General features: G+C 70.2%; 18 protein-coding genes and 1 pseudogene. 9 read left to right on the top strand and 10 right to left on the bottom strand.

Features of this window, described 5'->3' with window-relative positions; all coding sequences use genetic code 11:
- Nucleotides 1-113 precede the first annotated feature (113 nt).
- From ACZ4D5_RS10270 to ACZ4D5_RS10260, 3 genes are all read right to left on the bottom strand, one after another.
- Nucleotides 114-1454 (bottom strand): FG-GAP repeat domain-containing protein, encoded by a 1341-nt coding sequence (locus tag ACZ4D5_RS10270; protein WP_467771910.1) that lies wholly within the window; start codon nucleotides 1452-1454, stop codon nucleotides 114-116.
- Between the two features lie 142 nt (nucleotides 1455-1596).
- Nucleotides 1597-3027: an FG-GAP repeat domain-containing protein gene (locus tag ACZ4D5_RS10265; RefSeq protein ID WP_467771909.1), complete on the bottom strand. Its 1431-nt coding sequence runs from the start codon at nucleotides 3025-3027 to the stop codon at nucleotides 1597-1599.
- Nucleotides 3028-3129: 102 nt separating this feature from the next.
- Nucleotides 3130-5397: a (Fe-S)-binding protein gene (locus ACZ4D5_RS10260; RefSeq protein ID WP_467771908.1), complete on the bottom strand. Its 2268-nt coding sequence runs from the start codon at nucleotides 5395-5397 to the stop codon at nucleotides 3130-3132.
- Nucleotides 5398-5751: 354 nt separating this feature from the next.
- Here ACZ4D5_RS10260 and dnaK point away from each other — a divergent pair, with 354 nt between their 5' ends.
- The 5 genes from dnaK (at nucleotide 5752) to ACZ4D5_RS10235 (ending at nucleotide 10611) form a co-directional block, all read left to right on the top strand.
- Entirely contained in the window at nucleotides 5752-7623 is a 1872-nt protein-coding gene (gene dnaK, locus ACZ4D5_RS10255) for a molecular chaperone DnaK (protein ID WP_467771907.1), read from the top strand.
- Nucleotides 7623-8306: a nucleotide exchange factor GrpE gene (gene grpE / locus ACZ4D5_RS10250; RefSeq protein ID WP_467771906.1), complete on the top strand. Its 684-nt coding sequence runs from the start codon at nucleotides 7623-7625 to the stop codon at nucleotides 8304-8306. Before dnaK ends, grpE begins: the two co-directional genes overlap by 1 nt.
- A gap of 45 nt (nucleotides 8307-8351) precedes the next feature.
- Entirely contained in the window at nucleotides 8352-9545 is a 1194-nt protein-coding gene (gene dnaJ, locus ACZ4D5_RS10245) for a molecular chaperone DnaJ (RefSeq protein WP_467771905.1), read from the top strand.
- Nucleotide 9546: 1 nt separating this feature from the next.
- Complete coding sequence (locus ACZ4D5_RS10240) at nucleotides 9547-9996, top strand: heat shock protein transcriptional repressor HspR (protein WP_467771904.1); 450 nt, start codon at nucleotides 9547-9549, stop codon at nucleotides 9994-9996.
- A 99-nt stretch (nucleotides 9997-10095) separates the two neighbouring features.
- On the top strand, nucleotides 10096-10611 hold the full coding sequence (locus ACZ4D5_RS10235) for a hypothetical protein (protein ID WP_467771903.1): 516 nt from the start codon (nucleotides 10096-10098) through the stop codon (nucleotides 10609-10611).
- Nucleotides 10612-10677: 66 nt separating this feature from the next.
- Here ACZ4D5_RS10235 and ACZ4D5_RS10230 read toward each other — a convergent pair whose 3' ends face one another.
- The 4 genes and pseudogenes from ACZ4D5_RS10230 to ACZ4D5_RS10215 form a co-directional block, all read right to left on the bottom strand.
- A complete protein-coding gene (locus ACZ4D5_RS10230) occupies nucleotides 10678-11652 on the bottom strand; it encodes a helix-turn-helix transcriptional regulator (protein ID WP_467771902.1) in 975 nt (324 codons plus the stop codon).
- A 268-nt stretch (nucleotides 11653-11920) separates the two neighbouring features.
- Nucleotides 11921-12937 (bottom strand): helix-turn-helix transcriptional regulator, encoded by a 1017-nt coding sequence (locus tag ACZ4D5_RS10225; RefSeq protein WP_467771901.1) that lies wholly within the window; start codon nucleotides 12935-12937, stop codon nucleotides 11921-11923.
- Nucleotides 12934-13128: pseudogene (locus ACZ4D5_RS10220) on the bottom strand (helix-turn-helix transcriptional regulator); the annotation flags it as partial. The gene ACZ4D5_RS10225 and the pseudogene ACZ4D5_RS10220, both read right to left, overlap by 4 nt.
- 124 nt (nucleotides 13129-13252) lie before the next feature.
- On the bottom strand, nucleotides 13253-14242 hold the full coding sequence (locus tag ACZ4D5_RS10215; protein WP_467771900.1) for a helix-turn-helix transcriptional regulator: 990 nt from the start codon (nucleotides 14240-14242) through the stop codon (nucleotides 13253-13255).
- 324 nt (nucleotides 14243-14566) lie between these two features.
- Between ACZ4D5_RS10215 and ACZ4D5_RS10210 the strand changes: the two genes are divergently transcribed.
- Nucleotides 14567-14923 (top strand): hypothetical protein, encoded by a 357-nt coding sequence (locus ACZ4D5_RS10210; protein WP_467771899.1) that lies wholly within the window; start codon nucleotides 14567-14569, stop codon nucleotides 14921-14923.
- A gap of 109 nt (nucleotides 14924-15032) precedes the next feature.
- On the opposite strand, the gene ACZ4D5_RS10205 is transcribed toward ACZ4D5_RS10210, so the two are convergent.
- Nucleotides 15033-15479, bottom strand: coding sequence for a pyridoxamine 5'-phosphate oxidase family protein (locus ACZ4D5_RS10205; RefSeq protein WP_467771898.1), 447 nt, complete (start codon nucleotides 15477-15479; stop codon nucleotides 15033-15035).
- A gap of 159 nt (nucleotides 15480-15638) precedes the next feature.
- Here ACZ4D5_RS10205 and clpB point away from each other — a divergent pair, with 159 nt between their 5' ends.
- Nucleotides 15639-18245, top strand: coding sequence for an ATP-dependent chaperone ClpB (gene clpB, locus ACZ4D5_RS10200; RefSeq protein WP_467771897.1), 2607 nt, complete (start codon nucleotides 15639-15641; stop codon nucleotides 18243-18245).
- A gap of 152 nt (nucleotides 18246-18397) precedes the next feature.
- Nucleotides 18398-18946 carry a type III secretion system chaperone family protein gene (locus tag ACZ4D5_RS10195; protein ID WP_467771896.1) on the top strand — a complete coding sequence of 183 codons (549 nt, stop codon included), beginning with the start codon at nucleotides 18398-18400 and terminating at the stop codon, nucleotides 18944-18946.
- 9 nt (nucleotides 18947-18955) lie between these two features.
- On the opposite strand, the gene ACZ4D5_RS10190 is transcribed toward ACZ4D5_RS10195, so the two are convergent.
- Nucleotides 18956-20137: a glycosyltransferase family 39 protein gene (locus ACZ4D5_RS10190; RefSeq protein ID WP_467771895.1), complete on the bottom strand. Its 1182-nt coding sequence runs from the start codon at nucleotides 20135-20137 to the stop codon at nucleotides 18956-18958.
- A 97-nt stretch (nucleotides 20138-20234) separates the two neighbouring features.
- Complete coding sequence (locus ACZ4D5_RS10185; protein WP_467771894.1) at nucleotides 20235-21425, bottom strand: pyridoxal phosphate-dependent aminotransferase; 1191 nt, start codon at nucleotides 21423-21425, stop codon at nucleotides 20235-20237.
- Nucleotides 21426-21557: 132 nt separating this feature from the next.
- On the opposite strand from ACZ4D5_RS10185, the gene ACZ4D5_RS10180 reads away from it, so the two are divergent.
- Nucleotides 21558-21842 (top strand): hypothetical protein, encoded by a 285-nt coding sequence (locus tag ACZ4D5_RS10180; RefSeq protein WP_467771893.1) that lies wholly within the window; start codon nucleotides 21558-21560, stop codon nucleotides 21840-21842.
- The last annotated feature ends 292 nt before the right edge of the window (nucleotides 21843-22134 follow it).

The following is a 22134-nucleotide window of genomic DNA, read 5'->3' as shown; positions in this document are numbered from 1 at the left end:
GCGGGTAGGTGGCCGGAAGATGAACGGCGGAAAGTGTCCAAACCGCCCTGTCTCGGGGCGTCTTGGGGGAAATGCGCTCCGGAGGTGCGGTCACTTCGCCCGCGTCCTCGTCGTCAGCCCACGCTCAGGGACAGGAACTCCGCGGTGGAGAAGGTCAGTCGGGGCTTGCGGGAGACCAGGTCACCGCTCTTCAGGCCGGGGTAGACGCCCACGACGTCCTGTCCCTCGCCGCGGTACGTCCGCAGGACCAGGTCCGCGCGCTTGTCGCCGTCGAAGTCCGCGACCCGCAGGACCTGCGTGGTGCCCTTGGCGGAGGGCACCACGAGCGCCGTCGCGTTGGGGGCGAGCCCGGACGTGCGTCCCCGGAAGACCCGCACCTCTCCCGCGCCGTCGCCGCTCCCGCTGCCCCCGCCGCTCATGACCAGCTCGCTCAGGCCGTCCCCGTCGAGGTCGCCCGCGTCCACCGCCACGTCCTTGGCCTCCAGGGTGCCGCGCAGGGTGCCGGGTACCTCGTAGCGCAGGGCGACGCCGCGCGGCGAGGCGATCGCCGCGTCCATGCCCCTGCCCCTGCCGAAGCGGCCGAACGCGATGTCCTTGCCCGCGGGGAGGAGCACCCCGGTCTCGTCGGGGCCCTCGGGGCCGCCGAGGACGAGGGCCCCGGCGGCGGCGCCCGAAGCGCCCGCGGCCTTGCGCACGAGGACGTCGTCGTAGCCGTCGCCGTCCACGTCGGTGGCCCTGCCCGTGACGAGGGCGTCGCCGGGCGCGACGAGGGGCCTGCCCGCGGCGCGCGGGGCGCCGCTCCGCCTGAACGGGCCGCGCAGGAACGTCATGCGGGCCCCGCTCGCGTGCAGCACCAGGTCGCTCGCGCCGTCCCCGTCGAAGTCGCCGCACACCGGCTGGTCCGGCCAGTCGTTGCCGAAACGTGCCTGCGCGGGCACCTTCAGCTTCACGGCCTTGCCGACGAGCCCCTTGGGCGAGCCGAAGAGGATCTGCAGCGGCACGGGCGGCCGGCCCTGGCCGTCGTAGGGCGGGTCGGTGGACACCAGCAGATCGGTGAAGCCGTCCTCGTCGAGGTCGCAGGCGGCCTCGGACTCGAAGGCCGCGGGCAACTGCCCCTTCGTACGCGCCCCGTTGGCGTGTGCGCTCAGCAACTGCCGTGCGCCGGGCCGCAGTCCGGCGCGGGAGCCGTAGACGATCCCGATGCCCGCGTCGTCGCCGTGGTCGCGGTGCACGAGATCGTCGAGTACGAGGTCACGGGCGCCGTCACCGTTGAAGTCGTCGTCGGCCCTGCTTCCCCTGCCGCGCGGAACGGGCTGCTGGGCCGCGCCCTTGCCCGCCATGCTGACGGGCCGCTCGTCACCGTTCTTCGCGCCGCCGCCGTCGCCCTCGTGGCTGCCGCAGCCCACGAGGAGCAGCGCACAGCCGAGCGTGCCCGCGGCGAGGCGCATCGGCATGCCGCGCCGTCTGTCACTCCGTATGCCCGTCATCAACCCCGACCCGACCCGCCCCATGAGACAACAACCAGCAACAACCAGCACATGATGCTCCGGCTGTGCGGAGGCGTTAAGTCCGGCGGGATGCCGCTTTGGTCACTTGTCAGTCACGCAGGCCCAGGTCATTCAGGGTGATACGGCGTGTAGCGCGCGTATCGAGCCCCGAGGGGCTGCCGGGGAACACCCACAGGCCCGTCTGCTTCATGTCGTCCTGTGCGCCCGCGACGACATCCGCCCGGCCGTCGCCGTCCACGTCGAGCAGAGGGCCGCGCACGGTGAGCCGGTGCCGTACGTAGGTCGTGTCCTCGGAGTTGGGCTCGCGGTTGGCGCCGGGGACGCCGGGAGACTCCAGGTCCACGGTGCGCAGGCGGGTGCCTGGGCCCGCGTGGGCGACATCGGGCAGGACGACGACCAGGCCGCGGCTGTTGTTGCCCTCGGGCATGCCGAACACCAGGTCCTGCCTGCCGTCGCCGTCGACGTCCCCGACGGCGCGGTTCGTGAGGCCGCCGCCCGTTCGGGGCTCCAGGCCGGGTACGCGGTCGAAGGAGACGCCTCGCGGCTTCCCGCCGCCCGGCACCTGGTTCACGGCGACGCCCAGCTTTCCGGTGGAGGAGTCGTAGCCCGTCGTCAGGAGCTCGTCGGCGCCGTCCCCGTCGACGTCGGCCGGGGTGCCCGCGTACAGGTCCCCTGTCCGGTCGCCCGAGGTCCGCACGAACCGCGGGCCGTCCTCGGAGCCCCGGTAATGGTGGGCGCCCCGCCCGTAGTTGACGCCGTCGCCCTCCATCTCCGGGTCGGTCCACCGCAGCCACACCGTCAGCTCGCTGCGCCCGTCGCCGTCGTAGTCGGCCGAGGTCGACCGGTACGGCAGGCTGTCCTCGGGGAGCTCCTCGTCGAGCTCCTTCTCGCGCGCGGGCTTCCCGTCCCGGCCGAACGGCCCCGCGTGCACGCTCCCCGCCGTCTCGTCCGGCGCCCCGAGCCGGAAGACGTCCGCGCTGCCGTCGCCGTCGAAGTCGCCGACGCTGCCGAAGTCGTTGGCGGACGTGTCCAGATCGATCACCCGCCGCTTCCCGGTGGCCAGTTCGCGCGGCCCGGTGACACCGCGCGCCCCGCCCCACAGGGCCCACTGCCGTCCGTCGGCGAGCGTCGCCACCAGATCGGTGAACCCGTCCCGGTCGAGGTCGCCGCGGTGCAGCAGCGTGTCCTGGTGCCTGGCCTCGGCGCCCCGCCCCGGAAGCCGCACCACGGTGCGGGTCCGCGGCTGCGCGCCGCGCTCGGAGCCGTACACGACGACGAGGCGCCCGGCCATGACGGTCGCGATGTCGTCGTACCCGTCGCCGTTCAGATCGCCCTCCCGCGGCTCCTCGGCGGCCCTGCCCGCGGCGGGCCGCCGCGCGTCCGCCTGCCCGGCCCCCTCCTTCCCGCCTCCCGACCCGGTGCAGGAGGAGAGCAGCAGTACGGCACACGTGACGAGGACGCCCCGACGTATACCCGGACCTGAAACCGCACTCGTACCCGCACTTGTACCTGGACGCATGAGGTCAACGTACGCACGCGTGGATCACGGACCGGCCGCCTCCACGCAACAGGCCGGTCCCGCCCGAGGGCGGAACCGGCCTGAACAGCTGGTGGCAGGGGCCTACTTGACCGGCTCGGGCTCCGGCGCGTCCGCCGACTCCTCGTCACCGGCCGGGTCGACCGGCGTCTTCACGGAGTCGAGCAGCAGCTGCGCGACGTCCACGACCTGGAGCGACTCCTTGGCCTTGCCGTCGTTCTTCTTGCCGTTCACGGAGTCCGTGAGCATGACGAGGCAGAACGGGCAGGCGGTCGACACGATGTCGGGGTTGAGGCTGAGCGCCTCGTCGACCCGCTCCGTGTTGATGCGCTTGCCGATCCGCTCCTCCATCCACATGCGGGCACCACCGGCGCCGCAGCAGAAGCCGCGCTCCTTGTGGCGGTGCATCTCCTGCTGGCGCAGGCCCGGCACCTTGTCCATGATCTCGCGCGGGGGCGTGTAGACCTTGTTGTGACGGCCCAGGTAGCAGGGGTCGTGGTACGTGATCAGACCCTCGACCGGCGTCACCGGGATCAGCTTGCCCTCGTCGATGAGGTGCTGCAGCAGCTGCGTGTGGTGGATGACCTCGAACTCGCCGCCCAGCTGCGGGTACTCGTTCGCGATCGTGTTGAAGCAGTGCGGGCAGGTGGCGACGATCTTCTTCTTGGACTTGGGCTTCCTGGTGCTCTCGTCCTCGTCGTCCTCGCCGAACGCCATGTTCAGCATCGCGACGTTCTCCTGGCCGAGCTGCTGGAAGAGCGGCTCGTTGCCCAGGCGCCGGGCGGAGTCACCGGTGCACTTCTCGTCGCCGCCCATGATCGCGAACTTGACGCCCGCGATGTGCAGGAGCTCCGCGAAGGCCTTGGTGGTCTTCTTGGCCCGGTCCTCCAGGGCGCCGGCGCAGCCGACCCAGTAGAGGTAGTCGACCTCGGTGAGGTCGTCGACGGTCTTGCCGACGATCGGGACCTCGAAGTCGACCTCCTTGGTCCACTCCACGCGCTGCTTCTTGGCGAGCCCCCAGGGGTTGCCCTTCTTCTCCAGGTTCTTGAGCATCGTGCCCGCCTCGGACGGGAACGCGGACTCGATCATCACCTGGTAGCGGCGCATGTCGACGATGTGGTCGATGTGCTCGATGTCGACCGGGCACTGCTCGACACAGGCGCCGCAGGTGGTGCAGGACCACAGGACGTCCGGGTCGATGACGCCGTTCTCCTCGTGGGTCCCGATCAGCGGCCGCTCGGCCTCCGCGAGCGCGGCGGCGGGCACGTCCCCCAGCTGCTCCTCGGTCGCCTTCTCCTCGCCCTCCATGGACTTGCCGCCGCCGGCGAGCAGGTACGGGGCCTTGGCGTGCGCGTGGTCGCGCAGCGACATGATCAGGAGCTTCGGCGACAGCGGCTTGCCGGTGTTCCACGCGGGGCACTGCGACTGGCAGCGGCCGCACTCGGTACAGGTGGAGAAGTCCAGCAGGCCCTTCCAGGAGAACTGCTCGACCTGGGAGACACCGAAGACGGCGTCCTCGGCCGGGTCCTCCCAGTCGATCGGCTGCCCGCCGGAGGTCATCGGCTGCAGCTCGCCGAGCGCGGTCCCGCCCTTCGCCTCCCGCTTGAACCAGATGTTCGGGAAGGCGAGGAAGCGGTGCCAGGCGACACCCATGTTGATGTTGACCGAGACCGTGATCATCCAGATGAACGAGGTCGCGATCTTCAGCCCGGCGAAGAAGTACGTGAGGTTCTGCAGGGTGGAGACGTCCATGCCCTCGAACCAGGAGACCACCGGGTACGAGATGAAGAACGACGCCTCGTAGCCGTCCACGTGGTGCTGGGCGCCTTCGAGGGCGTGCAGCATGAAGATGCAGACGCCGACGACGAGGATGACGGTCTCGACGAAGTACGCCTGGCCGGTCTTGGACCCCGCGAAACGGGACTTGCGCCCCGGCTTGCCGGGCTTGCTCAGCTGGCGCACGACGATCAGGACCAGGATGCCGAGCACGGTCATGGTGCCCATGAACTCGACGTACATGTTGTACGGCGCCCAGTCACCGATGATCGGCAGGATCCAGTCGGCCTTGAAGAGCTGGCCGATGGCGTTGACGATGGTCAGCAGCAGCGTGAGGAAGCCCACCGCCACGAACCAGTGCGCGAAGCCGACGATGCCCCACCGGTTCATCCGCGTGTGCCCGAGGAACTCCCGGACCACGGTGAGGGTGCGCTGGAGGGGGAGGTCGGTCCTGGTGCCGGCGGGCACCGGCTGACCGAGCCGCATGAGCTGGACGATCTGCAGGATGGCACGGCCGAACAGCGCGACGCCGACCGCGATTAGGACCAGCGACACGATGATCGCGGCGAGTTGCATTGGGGGCTCCTCGGGCCTGCGAGGCGGGACTTCGTAGCGGACTACGACTGATTACTAAGCGGTAACTTATGCAGTCCGTCTGAGACTACCCACTTAACTCGCCGCACTGTAGCCAGCAAGGCGGTGATCTGCGTCGCTCAGGCAAGCCTTGCATGGACACTCCGCTCGGGGCGTCGTTCGTCTGCGGCCCGGTCGTGGCTGGTCGCGCAGTTCCCCGCGCCCCTTGCGGGGGCTTGGTTGCGTGTAAGTGCTGGATAAGAGTTGAGTCCCCTCGACTCAGCTCTGTTGACTCCGGGAAACGGCTGATGCATTCTTGAGCCAGATCCACTCAAGAAGTCATCTGGAGGAATCGAAATGGCACGTGCGGTCGGCATCGACCTGGGCACGACTAACTCCGTCGTCAGCGTTCTCGAAGGCGGCGAGCCCACCGTCATCACCAACGCCGAGGGCGCCAGGACCACGCCGTCCGTCGTCGCCTTCGCGAAGAACGGCGAGGTGCTGGTCGGCGAGGTGGCCAAGCGCCAGGCGGTCACCAACGTCGACAGGACCATCCGGTCGGTCAAGCGCCACATGGGCACCGACTGGAAGGTGGACATCGACGACAAGGCGTTCAACCCCCAGCAGATCTCCGCGTTCATCCTCCAGAAGCTGAAGCGCGACGCCGAGGCCTACCTGGGCGAGAAGGTCACCGACGCGGTCATCACCGTCCCGGCGTACTTCAACGACTCGGAGCGCCAGGCCACCAAGGAGGCCGGTGAGATCGCGGGCCTGAACGTCCTGCGCATCGTCAACGAGCCCACCGCCGCCGCCCTGGCCTACGGCCTCGACAAGGACGACCAGACCATCCTGGTCTTCGACCTCGGTGGCGGCACCTTCGACGTCTCGCTGCTCGAGATCGGCGACGGCGTCGTCGAGGTGAAGGCCACGAACGGCGACAACCACCTCGGTGGTGACGACTGGGACCAGCGCGTCGTCGACTACCTGGTCAAGCAGTTCAACAACGGCCACGGCGTGGACCTCTCCAAGGACAAGATGGCGCTCCAGCGCCTGCGCGAGGCGGCCGAGAAGGCCAAGATCGAGCTGTCCTCCTCCACGGAGACCACGATCAACCTGCCCTACATCACGGCCTCCGCCGAGGGCCCGCTGCACCTGGACGAGAAGCTCACGCGCGCCCAGTTCCAGCAGCTCACGTCCGACCTCCTGGAGCGCTGCAAGACGCCGTTCCACAACGTCATCAAGGACGCGGGCATCCAGCTCTCCGAGATCGACCACGTCGTTCTCGTCGGTGGCTCCACCCGTATGCCGGCCGTCGCCGACCTGGTCAAGGAACTGACCGGTGGCAACGAGGCCAACAAGGGCGTGAACCCGGACGAGGTCGTCGCCATCGGCGCCGCCCTGCAGGCCGGTGTCCTCAAGGGTGAGGTCAAGGACGTCCTGCTCCTCGACGTGACCCCGCTGTCGCTTGGCATCGAGACCAAGGGCGGCATCATGACCAAGCTCATCGAGCGCAACACGACCATCCCGACCAAGCGGTCGGAGATCTTCACGACGGCCGAGGACAACCAGCCGTCCGTGCAGATCCAGGTCTACCAGGGCGAGCGCGAGATCGCGGCGTACAACAAGAAGCTCGGGATGTTCGAGCTGACCGGTCTGCCGCCGGCCCCGCGCGGTGTCCCGCAGATCGAGGTCGCCTTCGACATCGACGCCAACGGCATCATGCACGTGACCGCGAAGGACCTCGGCACGGGCAAGGAGCAGAAGATGACCGTCACCGGTGGCTCCTCGCTGCCGAAGGACGAGGTCAACCGGATGCGCGAAGAGGCCGAGAAGTACGCGGAGGAGGACCACGCCCGCCGCGAGGCCGCCGAGTCCCGCAACCAGGGCGAGCAGCTCGTCTACCAGACGGAGAAGTTCCTCACCGACAACGCGGACAAGGTCCCCGCCGAGGTGAAGACCGAGGTCGAGGAGGCCGTGGGCGAGCTGAAGGAGAAGCTCAAGGGCGAGGACACGGCCGAGATCCGCACCGCCACCGAGAAGGTCGCCGCCGTCTCGCAGAAGCTGGGCCAGGCCATGTACGCCGACGCCCAGGGCGCGCAGGCCGCCGGCGGTCCCGAGGGCGCTGCCCCGGGCGGCGAGGCCCCGAACATGTCCAAGGACGACGACGTCGTCGACGCCGAGATCGTCGACGACGAGAAGCCCGGTGACGCGAAGGGCGGCGCCGCCTGATGACCGAGGAGACCCCGGGCCTCGGCGAGAACGCCGAGAACCCCGACGTCCCCTCCGGCGCCACCCCTGATGACGCGGCGCCGAAGGCCGCCGAGCCCTCCTCCGAGGAGGGCCCGGCGGCCCCGGCCGGGGACGCAGCGAAGACAGCGGGCCTGACCGCCCAGCTGGACCAGGCACAGAAGGCGCTCAGCGAGCGCACCGCCGACCTCCAGCGGCTGCAGGCCGAGTACCAGAACTACCGCCGCCGCGTGGAGCGGGACAAGGTGACGGTGAAGGAGATCGCCTCGGCGAACCTCCTCTCCGAGCTCCTCCCGACCCTCGACGACATCGGCCGCGCGCGTGAGCACGGCGAGCTGGTGGGCGGCTTCAAGTCGGTGGCCGAGTCCCTGGAGACGGTCGTCGCGAAGCTGGGGCTGCAGCAGTTCGGCAAGGAGGGCGAGCCCTTCGACCCGACGATCCACGAAGCCCTGATGCACAGCTACGCACCGGACGTCACCGAGACGACGTGCGTCGCGATCCTGCAGCCGGGGTATCGGATCGGCGAGCGCACCATCCGCCCCGCGCGGGTGGCCGTGGCCGAGCCGCAGCCGGGCGCGCAGACCGTCAAGGGTGAGACTGCCGAGGGGGCCGACGAGTCGGCCGAGGCGGCGGACAAGGACAGCGGTGGCCCGGACGAGGGCTGACGTTGTACCTGACGCCGCACTGACGAGAGAGGAGGGACGTCGGGGATGAGCACCAAGGACTTCATCGAGAAGGACTACTACAAGGTCCTCGGCGTCCCCAAGGACGCCACCGAAGCCGAGATCAAGAAGGCGTACCGGAAGCTCGCCCGCGAGAACCACCCGGACGCCAACAAGGGCAACGCCAAGGCGGAGGAGCGCTTCAAGGAGATCTCCGAGGCGAACGACGTCCTCGGCGACCCCAAGAAGCGCAAGGAGTACGACGAGGCGCGTGCTCTCTTCGGCAACGGCGGATTCCGTCAGGGCCCCGCAGGCGCCGGCGGCTCGTTCAACTTCGACCTGGGCGACCTCTTCGGAGGCGGCGGCCCGGGTGGCGGTGGAGCGGGCGCCGGCGGCTTCGGGGGCGGTCTCGGTGACGTCTTCGGGGGCCTGTTCAACCGCGGCGGCGCGGGTGCCGGATCCGGCACGCGTACGCAGCCGAGGCGCGGCCAGGACATCGAGTCCGAGGTCACGCTGAGCTTCACGGAGGCGGTGGACGGCGCGACGGTGCCGCTCCGCATGTCCTCCCAGGCGCCCTGCAAGGCGTGCTCCGGCACCGGCGACAAGAACGGCACGCCGCGCGTGTGCCCGACCTGCGTCGGCACGGGGCAGGTCTCGCGGGGCGGTGGCGGAGGGTTCTCCCTCACCGACCCGTGCGTGGACTGCAAGGGCCGTGGGCTCATCGCCCAGGACCCGTGCGAGGTCTGCAAGGGCTCGGGCCGCGCGAAGTCGTCCCGCACGATGCAGGTGCGGATCCCGGCGGGCGTCTCGGACGGCCAGCGGATCCGGCTGCGCGGCAAGGGCGGCCCCGGCGAGCGCGGCGGCCCGGCCGGCGACCTGTACGTGGTCGTGCACGTCGACGCCCACCCGGTCTTCGGCCGCAAGGGCGACAACCTCACGGTCACGGTGCCGGTCACGTTCGCGGAGGCGGCGCTGGGCGGCGAGGTCAAGGTCCCGACGCTCGGCGGACCCGCCGTCACCCTGAAGCTGCCGCCCGGCACGCCGAACGGCCGCACCATGCGGGCGCGCGGCAAGGGCGCGGTCCGCAAGGACGGCACGCGGGGCGACCTGCTCGTGACGGTGGAGGTGTCGGTCCCGACGTCTCTGTCCGACACGGCGAAGGAAGCCCTGGAGTCCTACCGCGAGGCGACTGCGGGCGACGACCCGCGGGCAGAACTGTTCCAGGCCGCGAAGGGAGCATGAGATGGACGGCCGTCGTCGAAATCCGTATCAACTCACCGACGAGACGCCGGTGTACGTCATCTCGGTGGCCGCCCAGCTGAGCGGCCTCCACCCGCAGACCCTGCGGCAGTACGACCGCCTCGGCCTGGTCTCGCCCGACCGCACGGCCGGGCGCGGCCGCCGCTACTCCGCCCGCGACATCGAACTGCTTCGCACGGTGCAGCAGTTGTCGCAGGAGGAGGGCATCAACCTCGCAGGCATCAAGCGCATCATCGAGCTGGAGAACCAGGTCGCGGCGCTTCAGTCGCGTGTCGCGGAGCTCTCCGCGGCCGTGGAGGGAGCCGCCGCCGCCATGCAGCAACGTGAAGCGGCGGTGCACGCCTCGTACCGCCGCGACCTCGTCCCCTACCAGGACGTGCAGCAGGCGAGCGCGCTGGTGGTGTGGCGGCCCAAGAGGTCGCAGGAGCAGTAGGTTTCGGAGCCTGAGTAATCTGATACAGGGCCGGGAGGCGACAGCCTCCCGGCCCTGAGTCGGTATGTGGGCGTGTGGGTACGGGGAGTTGAGCTGACCATGGCCATGGTGGGGCTGTTCTGGATCGCCGAGGGCGACGTCTACGTGGGCGCGAAGCCCTCCGGGCTGGCCGCGGGGGTGCGCCTGACGCCGGAGGGCGTGGTGGCCCTCGGCGACAGGCAGTCCGGGGTCTGGCCGTGGGAGGACGTCCATGGCCTCACGGTCGACGACGTCCCGGTGAAGTCCCTGAAGCGGCACGTGGGCGCGGCGGTCGACATGGTCCTCACGGCGGGCCTCGGCGGCGGCGACGAGGCGCCGACGATGACGGTCCGTATCACGGGCTCCGACGGCGAGGACACCGAACTGACGGCGTACACGGCGGCCGCGATCGGCTACTCCCAGAGGGAGTACGACCTCTCCCGGGCCCTCCTGAACCGCCTCACGGAAGGCGCGGGCACGCTCCTGACCACCCTCTCCGCGATGTCGGCCTGGGGCCGCCGCCACGAGGGCGGCACACCGCGCGCGGCCGAGCGGGAGACGCTGCTGCGGGAGTGGGCCGAGGGGGACGGGGGCTGAGGGCGGGCCTTCGCCTGCGGTGGTGGCCTTGCCCTGTGACTTGTCGCGGGCGCCGGACGTCTCGGGTCAGGGTCTGTTGTCCAGGATTCCGGACTGGCTGATGAGGTAGCCGAGTTGGGCGCGGCTCTCGCTGCCGAGGGTGGTGGCGAGTTTGGCGATGTGGACCCGGGCCGTCCGGATGTTCATGCCGAGGCGGTCGGCTATCTCGGCGTCGGTGAGGCCCTCGACCAGGAGGTTGGCGATGGCGCGCTGGCGCGGTGTGATGCCGCCCTCCGAGGGCTGGGGGGCGGCGAGCGGCCACATGGGGGTCGCCAGGCGCCACAGCCGCCAGAAGGTGGTGGCGAAGTACTCGACGAGCGCCGGGTGGCGCAGTTCGAGGGCGACGCTGCGGTCCTTGCTCGCGGGGATGAAGGCCACGGTCCGGTCGAAGACGAAGAGGCGCTCGGTGACCTCGTCGAGGGTGCGGGCCTCGGCGTCGCCGTCCAGCTGCTCGAAGTAGGCGAGCACGGGCAGGGAATGGCGCGTCGTGTGCTGGTAGAGGGTCCTCATCCGGCAACCCCGGCTGAGGATCGCCTGGTCCCGGGGAAAAGCTTCGGCCAACGTTTCGGGCGGCCGGGTGCCGCCGGGCTGGACGGCGAGGAACTCCTCCGTCACGTCCTGCATGGCGCGGTCGATGGCCGAGTTGATGCGCTCCAGGCCGTCGAGGACGGTGATCGTGGGGGTGTCCGTGGCGGACGACAGCTGGGCGTCCAGGGCGATGAGCGGCTCGAACGCCGCGGTGAGCCGCTCTTCGCGGCGCCGCTGGTCGGAGATCCGGTCCTCGATGGTGCGGAGCAGGAGGGGGAGGGCGGCGGCGGGGGCGGTGGGAAGCAGCCACCGCATGTCGTCGATGTCGGGGTGGAGCAGGCCGAAGTCGATCAGGCAAGGGGCGTGTTCCGCGTCCTTGCTGTGGATCCGGCCTTCGCGGAGGGCACGGGCGTACACGCCGGACCCTTCCTCGCAGAGTTCCTCCACTCCATGTGGCGCATGTTCCTTGACCATATGCGCTCCCTCCCGGTAGGTGAAGCGCGGCGATTCTATGCAGGGGCCACCTAGGCGGGGCGTCGGCCGTGATTGAAGTGTCCACTTCTCGTGGTAGGGATTTGGTCGGTTCCGGCCGGGAATGCCCGACTGTCGCCGGGGTGGTGGAACGGTCTGATGCCTGTCCTGACAGGGTGGGTGGCGAATTCCGCACCCTGCGCTCTTGCGCGTTCCGCTGCCCACGTTTTGGCCGAACCGCCGCGATCACGACCGTGGGGATCCGGCCGCCCTACGAGGCGGACGAGGCGCACGAGGCGGATGGATCGAGGATTCCGGACTGCCCGATGAGGTAGCCGAGTTGTGCGCGGCTCTCGCTGCCGAGGGTGGAGGCGAGTTTGGCGATGTGGACGCGGGCGGTGCGGACGTTCATGCCGAGGCGGTCGGCCACTTCGGCGTCGGTGAGGCCTTCGACGAGGAGGCCGGCGATGGCGTGCTGGCGGGCGGTGATGCCGTTCGCGGACGGGAGTTGCATGGTGCGCGGGTAGATGGGGACCGCGAGGCGCCAGAGCCGTTCGAAGGTCGTGACGAAGTACTCGACGAGGGCCGGGTGGCGTATCTCCAGCGCGATGCTGCGGTCCTTGTTCACGGGGATGACGGCCACGGTCCGGTCGAAGACGAAGAGGCGCTCGGGAACCTCGTCCAGCGTGCGGACCTCGGCGTCGCCCTTGAGCTCCTCGTACTGGGCGAGCATGGGCAGCGAGTGCCGTGAGGTGTGCTGGCACAGCGTCCGCAGACTGCCGCCGCGGGCCAGGAAGCCGCGCGCTTCGTCGAGGGACTGGGCGAGGAGGGGGGTGGGCCGGACCCCGCCCGGCTGGATGGAGAGTACCTCCCGACTGGTCTCGGTCAGGGCCCGGCCGAGGGCTTCCTGGATCCGGGGAAGCCCGTCGAGCAGGGTGATGGCGGAGATCCCTTCCGGGGACACGGCGGCCGAGGCCGGCGACGGCGTCGGGGAGAGCGCCATGAGCGGCTCGAACGCGGTGGTGAGCAGGGCCTCGCGGCGGACCTCCTGTGTGATCCGCTCCTGGATTGCTTCACGGAGCCGGGGCAGGGCGATCGACGGGGCGGTGGGGAGCAGCCAGTGCGGGTCCTCCGTGTCCGGCCGCAGCAGCGCGAAGTCGACCAGGCACGGAGCCTGTTCGGCATCCTGGCGCGGCACACGGCTCTCCCGGAGGGCGCGGGCGTACAGCGCCGATCCCGCCTCGCACAGTTCGTCGGGTCCATGGGGGCGATGCATCTCTTTGGTCACGTCATACGGTCCTGGTCGAGAATCCCGGACTGAGCGATGAGGCAGCCGAGTCGGGCGCGGCTTTCGCTGCCGGGAGTCGTGGCGAGTTTGGCGGTGTGGACGCGGGCGGTGCGGACGTTCATGCCGAGGCGGTCGGCCGTCTCCTTGTCGGTGAGGCCTTCGACGAGGAGGCCGGCGATGGCGTGCCGGCGACGAGGCACGGCGGCGGTTCGGCATCCTTGCGAGGTGTGCGGCTCTCGCGAAGGGCGCGGGCGTACGGCGTCGAGGCGGACTCGCGGAGCTCGTCGGGTCCGTGGGAACGGCGGGGTTCCGCGGTCACTTGGGGCGGTCCTGGTCGAGGATCCCCGACTGGGCGATGAGATAGCCGAGTTGGGCCCGGCTTCCGCTGCCCAGGGCCGCGGCGATCTTGGCGATGTGGGCGCGGCAGGTCCGGACGTTCATGCCGAGCCGCCGGGCGATGGCCTCGTCGACGTGGCCCTCGATGAGGAGCCGGGCTATGGAGCGTTGGACGCCGGTGATGCCGTCGGGTGCGATGTCGTACGGGACTTCTTCGGTCAACGGGACAGCGCGCTCCCAGAGTTGTTCGAAGACCTTGCTGAGGTACTCGACCAGGCCGGGGTGACGCAGTTCGAGGGCCACCCGCCGGTCGTCGCTGGCGGGAATGAAGGCGACGGTCCGGTCGAATATGATCAAGCGCTCGATGAGCTCTTCGAGCGTGCGGACCTGTACCTTGCCGCCCGAGATGCGGTCCACATAGGCCAGCGTTCCCTGGCTGTGTCGTGCGGTGTGCTGGTAGAGCGTGCGAATGCTGACACCACGGTCCGTCAACGGCCGGTCCCGCTCCAGGGCCTGGTTCAGGGCGTCCACGGGGCGCCCGCCCCCGGGCTGGATGGTCAGAACGGATGTGGTGCACTCGGAGGTGGCTGAATTTAGCGCCGCGTTGATCCGGTCGAACCCCTCAAGCACGGTGATCGCGTGAATGTTTGCCGGGCTCTGCGTGCTGATGGCGACAAACTGCTCGAAGGAGTCGGTGAGCTCGATGGCCAGCCGCCTCCGGTCCTGGATCTCGCGTTCCAACGGGTGCAGTCGTTGCGCGAGCGCGACCGACGGCGGCACAGGTCGGAGCCAGTTGGCGTCGTCGGGATCAGGGTGGAGCAGGGCGAACTCCACCAGACAAGGCGCGAGTTCCACTTCGACACGATTGATGCGGCCCGAACGCAGCGCACTGGCGTAAAGGCGTGCCCCCTCGTCGCACAGCTCAGTGACAGCATGGGGATGTGTCGGTTGTGAGTTGATTGTGGTCATATCTCCACCCCCCAGGGTCCTGAACGTGCAAGAACATGATGCATCGCTCCTGTGGCGCTGACATGCCTGAATGAGCCATCGTCTTCATGGCCGGGGGAGAAGAATCCATCAAGTGAGGACGAAGCCGACTATGCGCGTGAGAATACTTGGCTCAGTGCTTGCCGCAGTCTTCTCTGCCGCTGTGGCCCTCGGTGCCCTTAGTGGCGCGAGCTCTGGCAGCGGAAGTTCCGAGGTGGCGGGCGGTACGGACACTGGTTGGACCAGTGTGGGTGCGGCCCCGGCAGCGGACACGGGTTGGACCGTCGGACCGAAGGGCGGCCAGGCATGAGCACCCCTCCCGACGACCGCACGTTCCGCCGAGAAATGGCCACCGCCTACCGCTCCGGTTGGCATTTCATCGATCTCGTGACCGCGATCCCCCACCGCGGCGACTCGTTGATGGTGACCCTGCTCGGCGAGCCGATCGTCGTCACCCGTGACGACGAGGAGGAGATCCGGGCCTACCGGTGCCTGCGCAGGCCCCGAGGCGCGCCGCAGCCCGTGCGGTGTGCCATCCGGTACGGGATGGTCTTCGTCAATCTCGACCGGCGCGACCACCAGGTGGTCGGACAGCAGGAGCAGCAGGACCCGGGCGCCATGAGCGCCACGGACAACATCACAGCCACCCCCCGCAGTGCCTGACGCGATTCCCCCGTCGTTGTAAATCGCGCAGGTGCTTCCCCCAGCAGCGGCGCCACCGTGGACCTGAACACGGTGGCGCCGCTGTGGTGTGCGGACGGGGTCGCCGCCCCTACGCCTTGCCCAGCGCCCGCGTCACCGTGATCTCGATCAGGACCCGGTCCGGGTTCGGTGAGGGGCGCCTCTCGTAGCGCTCCTCGTAGCGCCGCTCCGCCTCGTCTATCTCCGCCGGGTCCGTCTTGATCGTCGCCCGGCCCTCCAGCGTCGCCCAGCGCCGGCCCGCGAACTGGCACACCGCCACCCGCGCCCCCGGCCCGTCCACGCCCGCCGCCGCGAGGACGTGCGCGACCTTCCGGCTCGTCTTGCGCGCGAGCACCCGGGCGACCCCCGCCTCCGGGTCGTACGTCACGCCGACCGGCACCACGTGCGGGGTCCCGTCGGGGCGCAGCGTCGTCAAGGTGCACAGGTGCCGTTCGCGCCAGAAGCTGAGGTAAGGCTCCGGCGGGTCGCGCGGGTCGATCCGAGGGGGCCGGGGGGTGGCCGAGGTGTTCGGGGTCATGGCCCGGAACATAGCCGCCCGGCCTTCCGGCTTCCTCCTTGAGTGGAATAGACTCAACTTTGTGTACGTTGGTTAAGTCAGGACGTCGTAGTCGGGACGTAGCCGTGACCGGGGCGTAGCCGGGGCATGGGCAGGACACCGTAGGGAGGACAAGCGCACGTGGATGCCGAGCTGACCAACAGGAGCCGGGACGCGATCAACGCGGCCACCAGCAGGGCCGTGCAGGACGGGCATGCCGATCTGACACCCGCGCACCTGCTGCTCGCACTGCTCGAGGGGCAGGACAACGAGAACATCACCGACCTGCTCGCCGCGGTCGACGTCGACCAGGCGGCCGTGCGCGCGGACGCCGAGCGGGTCCTCGCCGCGCTGCCCAGCGTGACCGGGTCCACGGTCGCGCCGCCGCAGCCCAATCGTGAGCTGCTCGCCGTCATCTCGGACGCCGCCCAGCGCGCGAAGGAGCTGGGGGACGACTACCTCTCCACCGAGCACCTGCTCATCGGCATCGCGGCCAAGGGTGGCCGGGCCGGGGACGTACTCACCGAGCACGGGGCCGGCAGCAGGAAGCTGCTGGACGCATTCGAGAAGACAAGGGGAGGGCGCCGGGTGACCACACCCGACCCCGAGGGTCAGTACAAGGCCCTGGAGAAGTTCGGCACCGATTTCACCGCCGCCGCCCGCGAGGGCAGGCTCGACCCCGTCATCGGACGGGACCAGGAGATCCGGCGGGTCGTCCAGGTGCTGTCACGGCGTACGAAGAACAATCCCGTCCTCATCGGCGAGCCCGGCGTCGGCAAGACCGCCGTCGTGGAGGGCCTCGCCCAGCGCATCGTGAAGGGCGACGTCCCCGAGTCGCTGAAGAACAAGCGGCTCGTCTCCCTCGACCTCGGCGCGATGGTGGCCGGCGCCAAGTACCGCGGCGAGTTCGAGGAGCGGCTCAAGACCGTCCTCTCCGAGATCAAGGAGAGCGACGGCCAGATCATCACGTTCATCGACGAGCTGCACACCGTCGTGGGCGCCGGCGCGGGTGGGGATTCCGCCATGGACGCCGGGAACATGCTCAAGCCGATGCTGGCCCGCGGCGAGCTGCGCATGGTCGGCGCCACCACCCTCGACGAGTACCGCGAGCGGATCGAGAAGGACCCCGCCCTGGAGCGCCGCTTCCAGCAGGTCCTCGTCGCCGAGCCGTCCGTCGAGGACTCGATCGCGATCCTGCGCGGCCTCAAGGGGCGGTACGAGGCGCACCACAAGGTGCAGATCGCGGACAGCGCCCTGGTGGCCGCCGCCTCGCTCTCCGACCGGTACATCACCTCGCGCTTCCTGCCCGACAAGGCCATCGACCTCGTCGACGAGGCCGCGTCCCGGCTCCGCATGGAGATCGACTCCTCGCCCGTCGAGATCGACGAACTCCAGCGCGCCGTCGACCGGTTGAGGATGGAGGAGCTGGCGCTCGCCAAGGAGACCGACCCCGCGAGCAAGCAGCGCCTGGACAAGCTGCGGCGCGACCTCGCCGACAAGGAGGAGGAGCTGCGCGGGCTCAACGCCCGTTGGGAGAAGGAGAAGCAGTCCCTCAACCGCGTCGGTGAGCTGAAGGAGAAGCTCGACGAACTGCGCGGCCAGGCCGAACGGGCCCAGCGCGACGGCGACTTCGACACCGCAAGCAAGCTGCTCTACGGCGAGATCCCCACCCTGGAGCGCGACCTCGAAGCCGCCTCGGAGGCCGAGGAGGAGGCCGCTGCCCAGGCCAAGGACACCATGGTCAAGGAGGAGGTCGGCCCCGACGACATCGCCGACGTGGTCGGCTCGTGGACCGGCATCCCCGCCGGGCGGCTCCTGGAGGGCGAGACGCAGAAGCTGCTCCGCATGGAGGACGAGCTCGGCAAGCGCCTCATCGGCCAGACCGAGGCCGTGCGGGCCGTCTCCGACGCGGTGCGCCGCACGCGCGCCGGGATCGCCGACCCCGACCGGCCGACGGGTTCCTTCCTCTTCCTCGGCCCGACCGGTGTCGGCAAGACGGAACTGGCCAAGGCCCTCGCGGACTTCCTCTTCGACGACGAGCGGGCCATGGTCCGCATCGACATGAGCGAGTACGGCGAGAAGCACAGCGTCGCCCGCCTGGTCGGCGCCCCTCCCGGGTACGTGGGGTACGAGGAGGGCGGCCAGCTGACCGAGGCGGTCCGCCGCAGGCCCTACTCCGTGGTCCTGCTCGACGAGGTCGAGAAGGCGCACCCCGAGGTCTTCGACGTGCTGCTCCAGGTGCTCGACGACGGACGCCTCACCGACGGCCAGGGGCGGACGGTCGACTTCCGCAACACCATCCTGATCCTCACGTCCAACCTGGGCAGCCAGTACCTGGTGGAGCCGCTGACCAGCGAGGAGGAGAAGAAGCAGCAGGTGCTCGAAGTCGTGCGGTCCTCCTTCAAGCCGGAGTTCCTCAACCGCCTCGACGACCTGGTCGTCTTCTCCGCGCTCGGCAAGGACGAGCTCGCGCACATCGCCGAGCTGCAGATCAACCGCCTCGCCAAGCGCCTGGCCGAGCGCCGCCTGACCCTGGACGTCACGCCCGAGGCGCTGGCCTGGCTGGCGGACGAGGGCAACGACCCGGCGTACGGCGCGCGCCCCCTGCGCCGCCTCATCCAGACGTCCATCGGCGACCGCCTCGCCAAGGAGATCCTGGCGGGCGAGGTCAAGGACGGGGATGTGGTGCGGGTGGACGTCTTCGGCGATGGCCTCATCGTGGGTCCCGCCACGGGCAAGTCCCTGTAGCGGGAGAGCGTCTGCCTGGTCCGGTCGCTCTCCGGCTGCGGGCAGTGGTCCGTCCTCGCGCAGTTCCCCGCGCCCCTTCGGGGGCGCGGGCTTGCCCCCGGGGCCCCTTCCTGGGAGAGGATGGGGCCCATCCATACGAAGGGAAATACACGGTGAGCATCGACCCGTCCTCGATTCCGAATTTCGGGGGCCAGCCCGAACCGCAGCAGGGCGCAGGACCGGCGGGCCCCGTCGTCCCCGACCAGGACCTGGTCAAGCAGCTCCTGGACCAGATGGAGCTCAAGCACGTCGTCGACGACGAGGGTGACCTCGCGGCGCCGTGGGAGGAGTTCCGTACGTACTTCATGTTCCGCGGCGAGGACGACCAGCAGGTCTTCTCGGTGCGGACGTTCTACGACCGGCCGCACCAGATCGAGCAGAAGCAGCAGCTCCTGGAGTCGATCGACGACTGGAACCGCCGCACGCTGTGGCCGAAGGTCTACAGCCACACGCACGACGACGGCACGGTCCGCCTCATCGGCGAGGCCCAGATGCTGATCGGCACCGGTGTCTCGCTGGAGCACTTCGTGTCGTCGACCGTCAGCTGGGTGCGCGCCGCGATCGAGTTCGACCGCTGGCTCGTCGAGCAGCTGGGCCTGGAGGCCGAGGTCGACTCCGCCGAGGGCGAGACCGACGAGAAGCCCGGCGACGACGAGGCCTGAGCCCGCCTCCTACAGGGGCATGTGGGCGATCGTCAGCAGATACGTCCCATACGCGAGCGAGAGCCCGGCCAGGGCGCCCACCACCAGGGAGGCGCTCCTCGGCCGGGCTCTCGTCATGGCCAGGGCCAGCGGGATCAGGAGCGGGAACGCCGGCAGCAGGAAGCGCGGCTTGGACTCGAAGAAGCCGGAGCCGCCGACCGTGATGATCATGAGTACGCCGGTGTAGACGAGGACGGGCAGCGGCGCGGCCCGGTCCGCCACGAGCAGGGCGAACAGGAGCAGGGCGGCGGCGACGATGACGAGGGTCATCGCGAAGACCAGCTTGTCCCCGTCGCGCAGCAGGTGCTTGACGAAGGCGAGCGAGCCCGCGCCGAAGTCGAAGCGTGACCCCCAGCCGCGCTGCACCGCGAAGTAGCCGTGCAGCGGATCGCCCTTGCGGATGCCCACATAGAGGACGAACGCCGTCCAGCCGAGCGGGGCGAGCGCCGCGCCCGCCCAGACTTTCCACAGGCTGTGGGGAACTTCCCGGACTTCCCGGCGGCGGCGGACGATCTCGTACACCGCGGCCGCGCAGACCGCCGCGGCCACCGCGAACCCGTTGGGCCGTGCGAGCCCCGCGAGGGCGGCCAGCGCGCCGGCCCACAGCCAGCGCCCGTCGAGCACCGCGTACAGCGACCAGGCGGCGAGCGCGGTGAGCACGGGTTCGGTGTAGGCGAGGGACAGCACCACGGAGTGCGGCATCAGCGCCCAGAGCAGCACAAGGAGCGTGGCGGCGCGGCGCCCGTGCAGGCGCTCGCCGATGGCGTAGATCCCCCAGGCGGCGGCTCCGGCCGCGAGCCAGGACAGGAGGAGCCCCGCCGCGCCGTAGCCGACGGGCAGGACGGTGGCGACGGCGCGCACCAGGCCCGGGTAGAGCGGGAAGAAGGCGAGGTCGCTCTGGACGACGCCGGGTTCGAAGTAGAGGGTGCGCCCGTAGCCGTGCGCGGCGATCCCCGTGTACCAGCGGGAGTCCCAGGACATGCCGAGCAGCCGGAAGGTGTCCTGGTGGGTGAGGTGCGCGACGAGGGTGACGCACACCATGCCGGTGAGGCGGGCGGCGGCGAAAAGACCGAGGGCGACGGCGGGGCCGGTCGTGAGGGCGCCGTGCAGGCGGCCCGCACGGCGCAGGACGAGGGTGCTGGACTGGCTCACACCCGAACCCTGCTGGCCGCCCGCCGCGCCCGCGACCGGAGGGGGCCGAGCGGGGTAAACCCGTCAACCCGTCAGCTACCTCGCTCCACCGGTCACTTCAGCCCGCCAGCGACTTCAGCCGCGTCACGGCCTCCTCCAGGACCGGCACCCGCTTGCAGAAGGCGAACCGCACGAAGGGCGCGCCCGCGTCCCGGTGGTCGTAGAAGACGGCGTTCGGGATGGCGACCACGCCGGCCCGCTCCGGCAGGGAGCGGCAGAAGGCGAAGCCGTCCGTCTCGCCGAGGGGCCGGATGTCGGTCGTGACGAAGTACGTGCCCGCCGGGCGGTAGACGTCGAAGCCCGCCGCGGTCAGCCCCTCGCTCAGCAGGTCCCGCTTGGCCAGCATGTCCGCGCGGAAGCCGGCGAAGTAGGAGTCGGGCAGCGCGAGCGCCTCCGCGACCGCGTACTGGAACGGCCCCGAGGAGACGTACGTGAGGAACTGCTTCGCCGAGCGGACCGCCGTGACCAGCTCCGGCGTGGCCGTCACCCAGCCGACCTTCCAGCCCGTGAACGAGAACGTCTTGCCCGCGGAGCCGATGGTGACCGTGCGCTCGCGCATGCCGGGCAGGGAGGCGAGCGGGATGTGCTCGGCGTCGTCGAAGACGAGGTGCTCGTAGACCTCGTCGGTGACGACGAGCAGGTCGCGCTCGACCGCCAGCTTCGCGATCTCGGTGAGCTCGGCGCGGGTGAGGACCGTGCCGGTCGGGTTGTGCGGGGTGTTGAGCAGGATCAGCCGGGTGCGGTCGGTGACCGCGTCGCGCAGCTCGTCCAGGTCGAGGACGAAGCGGCCGTCGCGCGGGCGCAGAGTGACGGGGACCCGCGCGCCCCCGGCCAGCGCGATCGAAGCCGCGTACGAGTCGTAATAGGGCTCCAGTGCGATGACCTCGTCACCCGGCTCGACCAGGGCGAGCAGGGACGCGGCGATCGCCTCGGTCGCGCCCGCCGTCACGAGGACCTCGCGGTCGGGGTCGTACGAGAGCGAGTAGCGGGCGAGTTGGTGCGCGGCGACGGCCTCGCGCAGCTCCGGGACGCCGGGGCCCGGCGGGTACTGGTTGCCGCGGCCGTCGCGCAGCGCGCGCACCGCCGCCTCGCGCACGGACTCGGGGCCGTCCGTGTCGGGGAAACCCTGACCCAGGTTGATCGCGCCTGTTTTCACCGCGAGAGCGGACATCTCGGCGAAAATGGTCGTACCGAACTCGGCGAGGCGGCGGTTGAGCAGCGGGCGTCCGCTCCCGGAGGTGGAGGTCATGGCCGTCATCCTGCGCCGAACCTCTGGACTTCCTCAACTCTGCTTTGCGTCGGCTTGCGCACGGGCATCCCCCTGTCACGCAAGAAGCGAGGCCCACGGGGGGACCCGCTTCGGGGGAACGGAAGGAGTGTGATGGCCGTGATCGTGGCCTTCATCTTCGTGGCGGCAATCGTGTTCACCCTGGCCGTGGTGGTCGGCTCCCGCAAGGGCAACCGGCGCCGGAAGGGCTGGGGTTCGGGCGGCACCGCGTCGAGCTCGGCGGGGGGCAGCTGGTGGGCCGGGTCCGCCGACGGTTCCTACGGCGGTGACTCCGGGCACCACCACGGCGGCGGGCACGGCTGCGGCGGCGGGTCCTCGTGCGGTGGTGGCGGGTCCTCGTGCGGTGGTGGCGGGGGCGGATGCGGCGGAGGCAGCTGACACGGGGCAGCTGGTCCACCGATCCCATTGGAGCGCTCGGCGGGAGGCAACTTCCGCCGGGCGCTTTGACGTTGTGCGAGGTAGTGCGGCAGGGGCGTGCTCCGGCGCCGTCCCGTGGCGGCCGGACTGAACAGTTGAACTGTGCAGCCCTCGGGGGGATGGAAACCCTACGAAGTTGGGTAAAAACGCTGTGGCAGCGTCGCCGACCATGATTCCCTCTTAAACGTCAGCACCGCCCTCGGACGCACGGCACAGGTTTCACGGACCGAAGTCCGGATACCCGTCATGTGAC

This window comes from Streptomyces sp. NPDC025651, assembly GCF_055558735.1.
The sequence above is the reverse complement of the archived record's forward strand: the minus strand, read 5'-3'. Positions and strand labels throughout refer to the sequence as shown.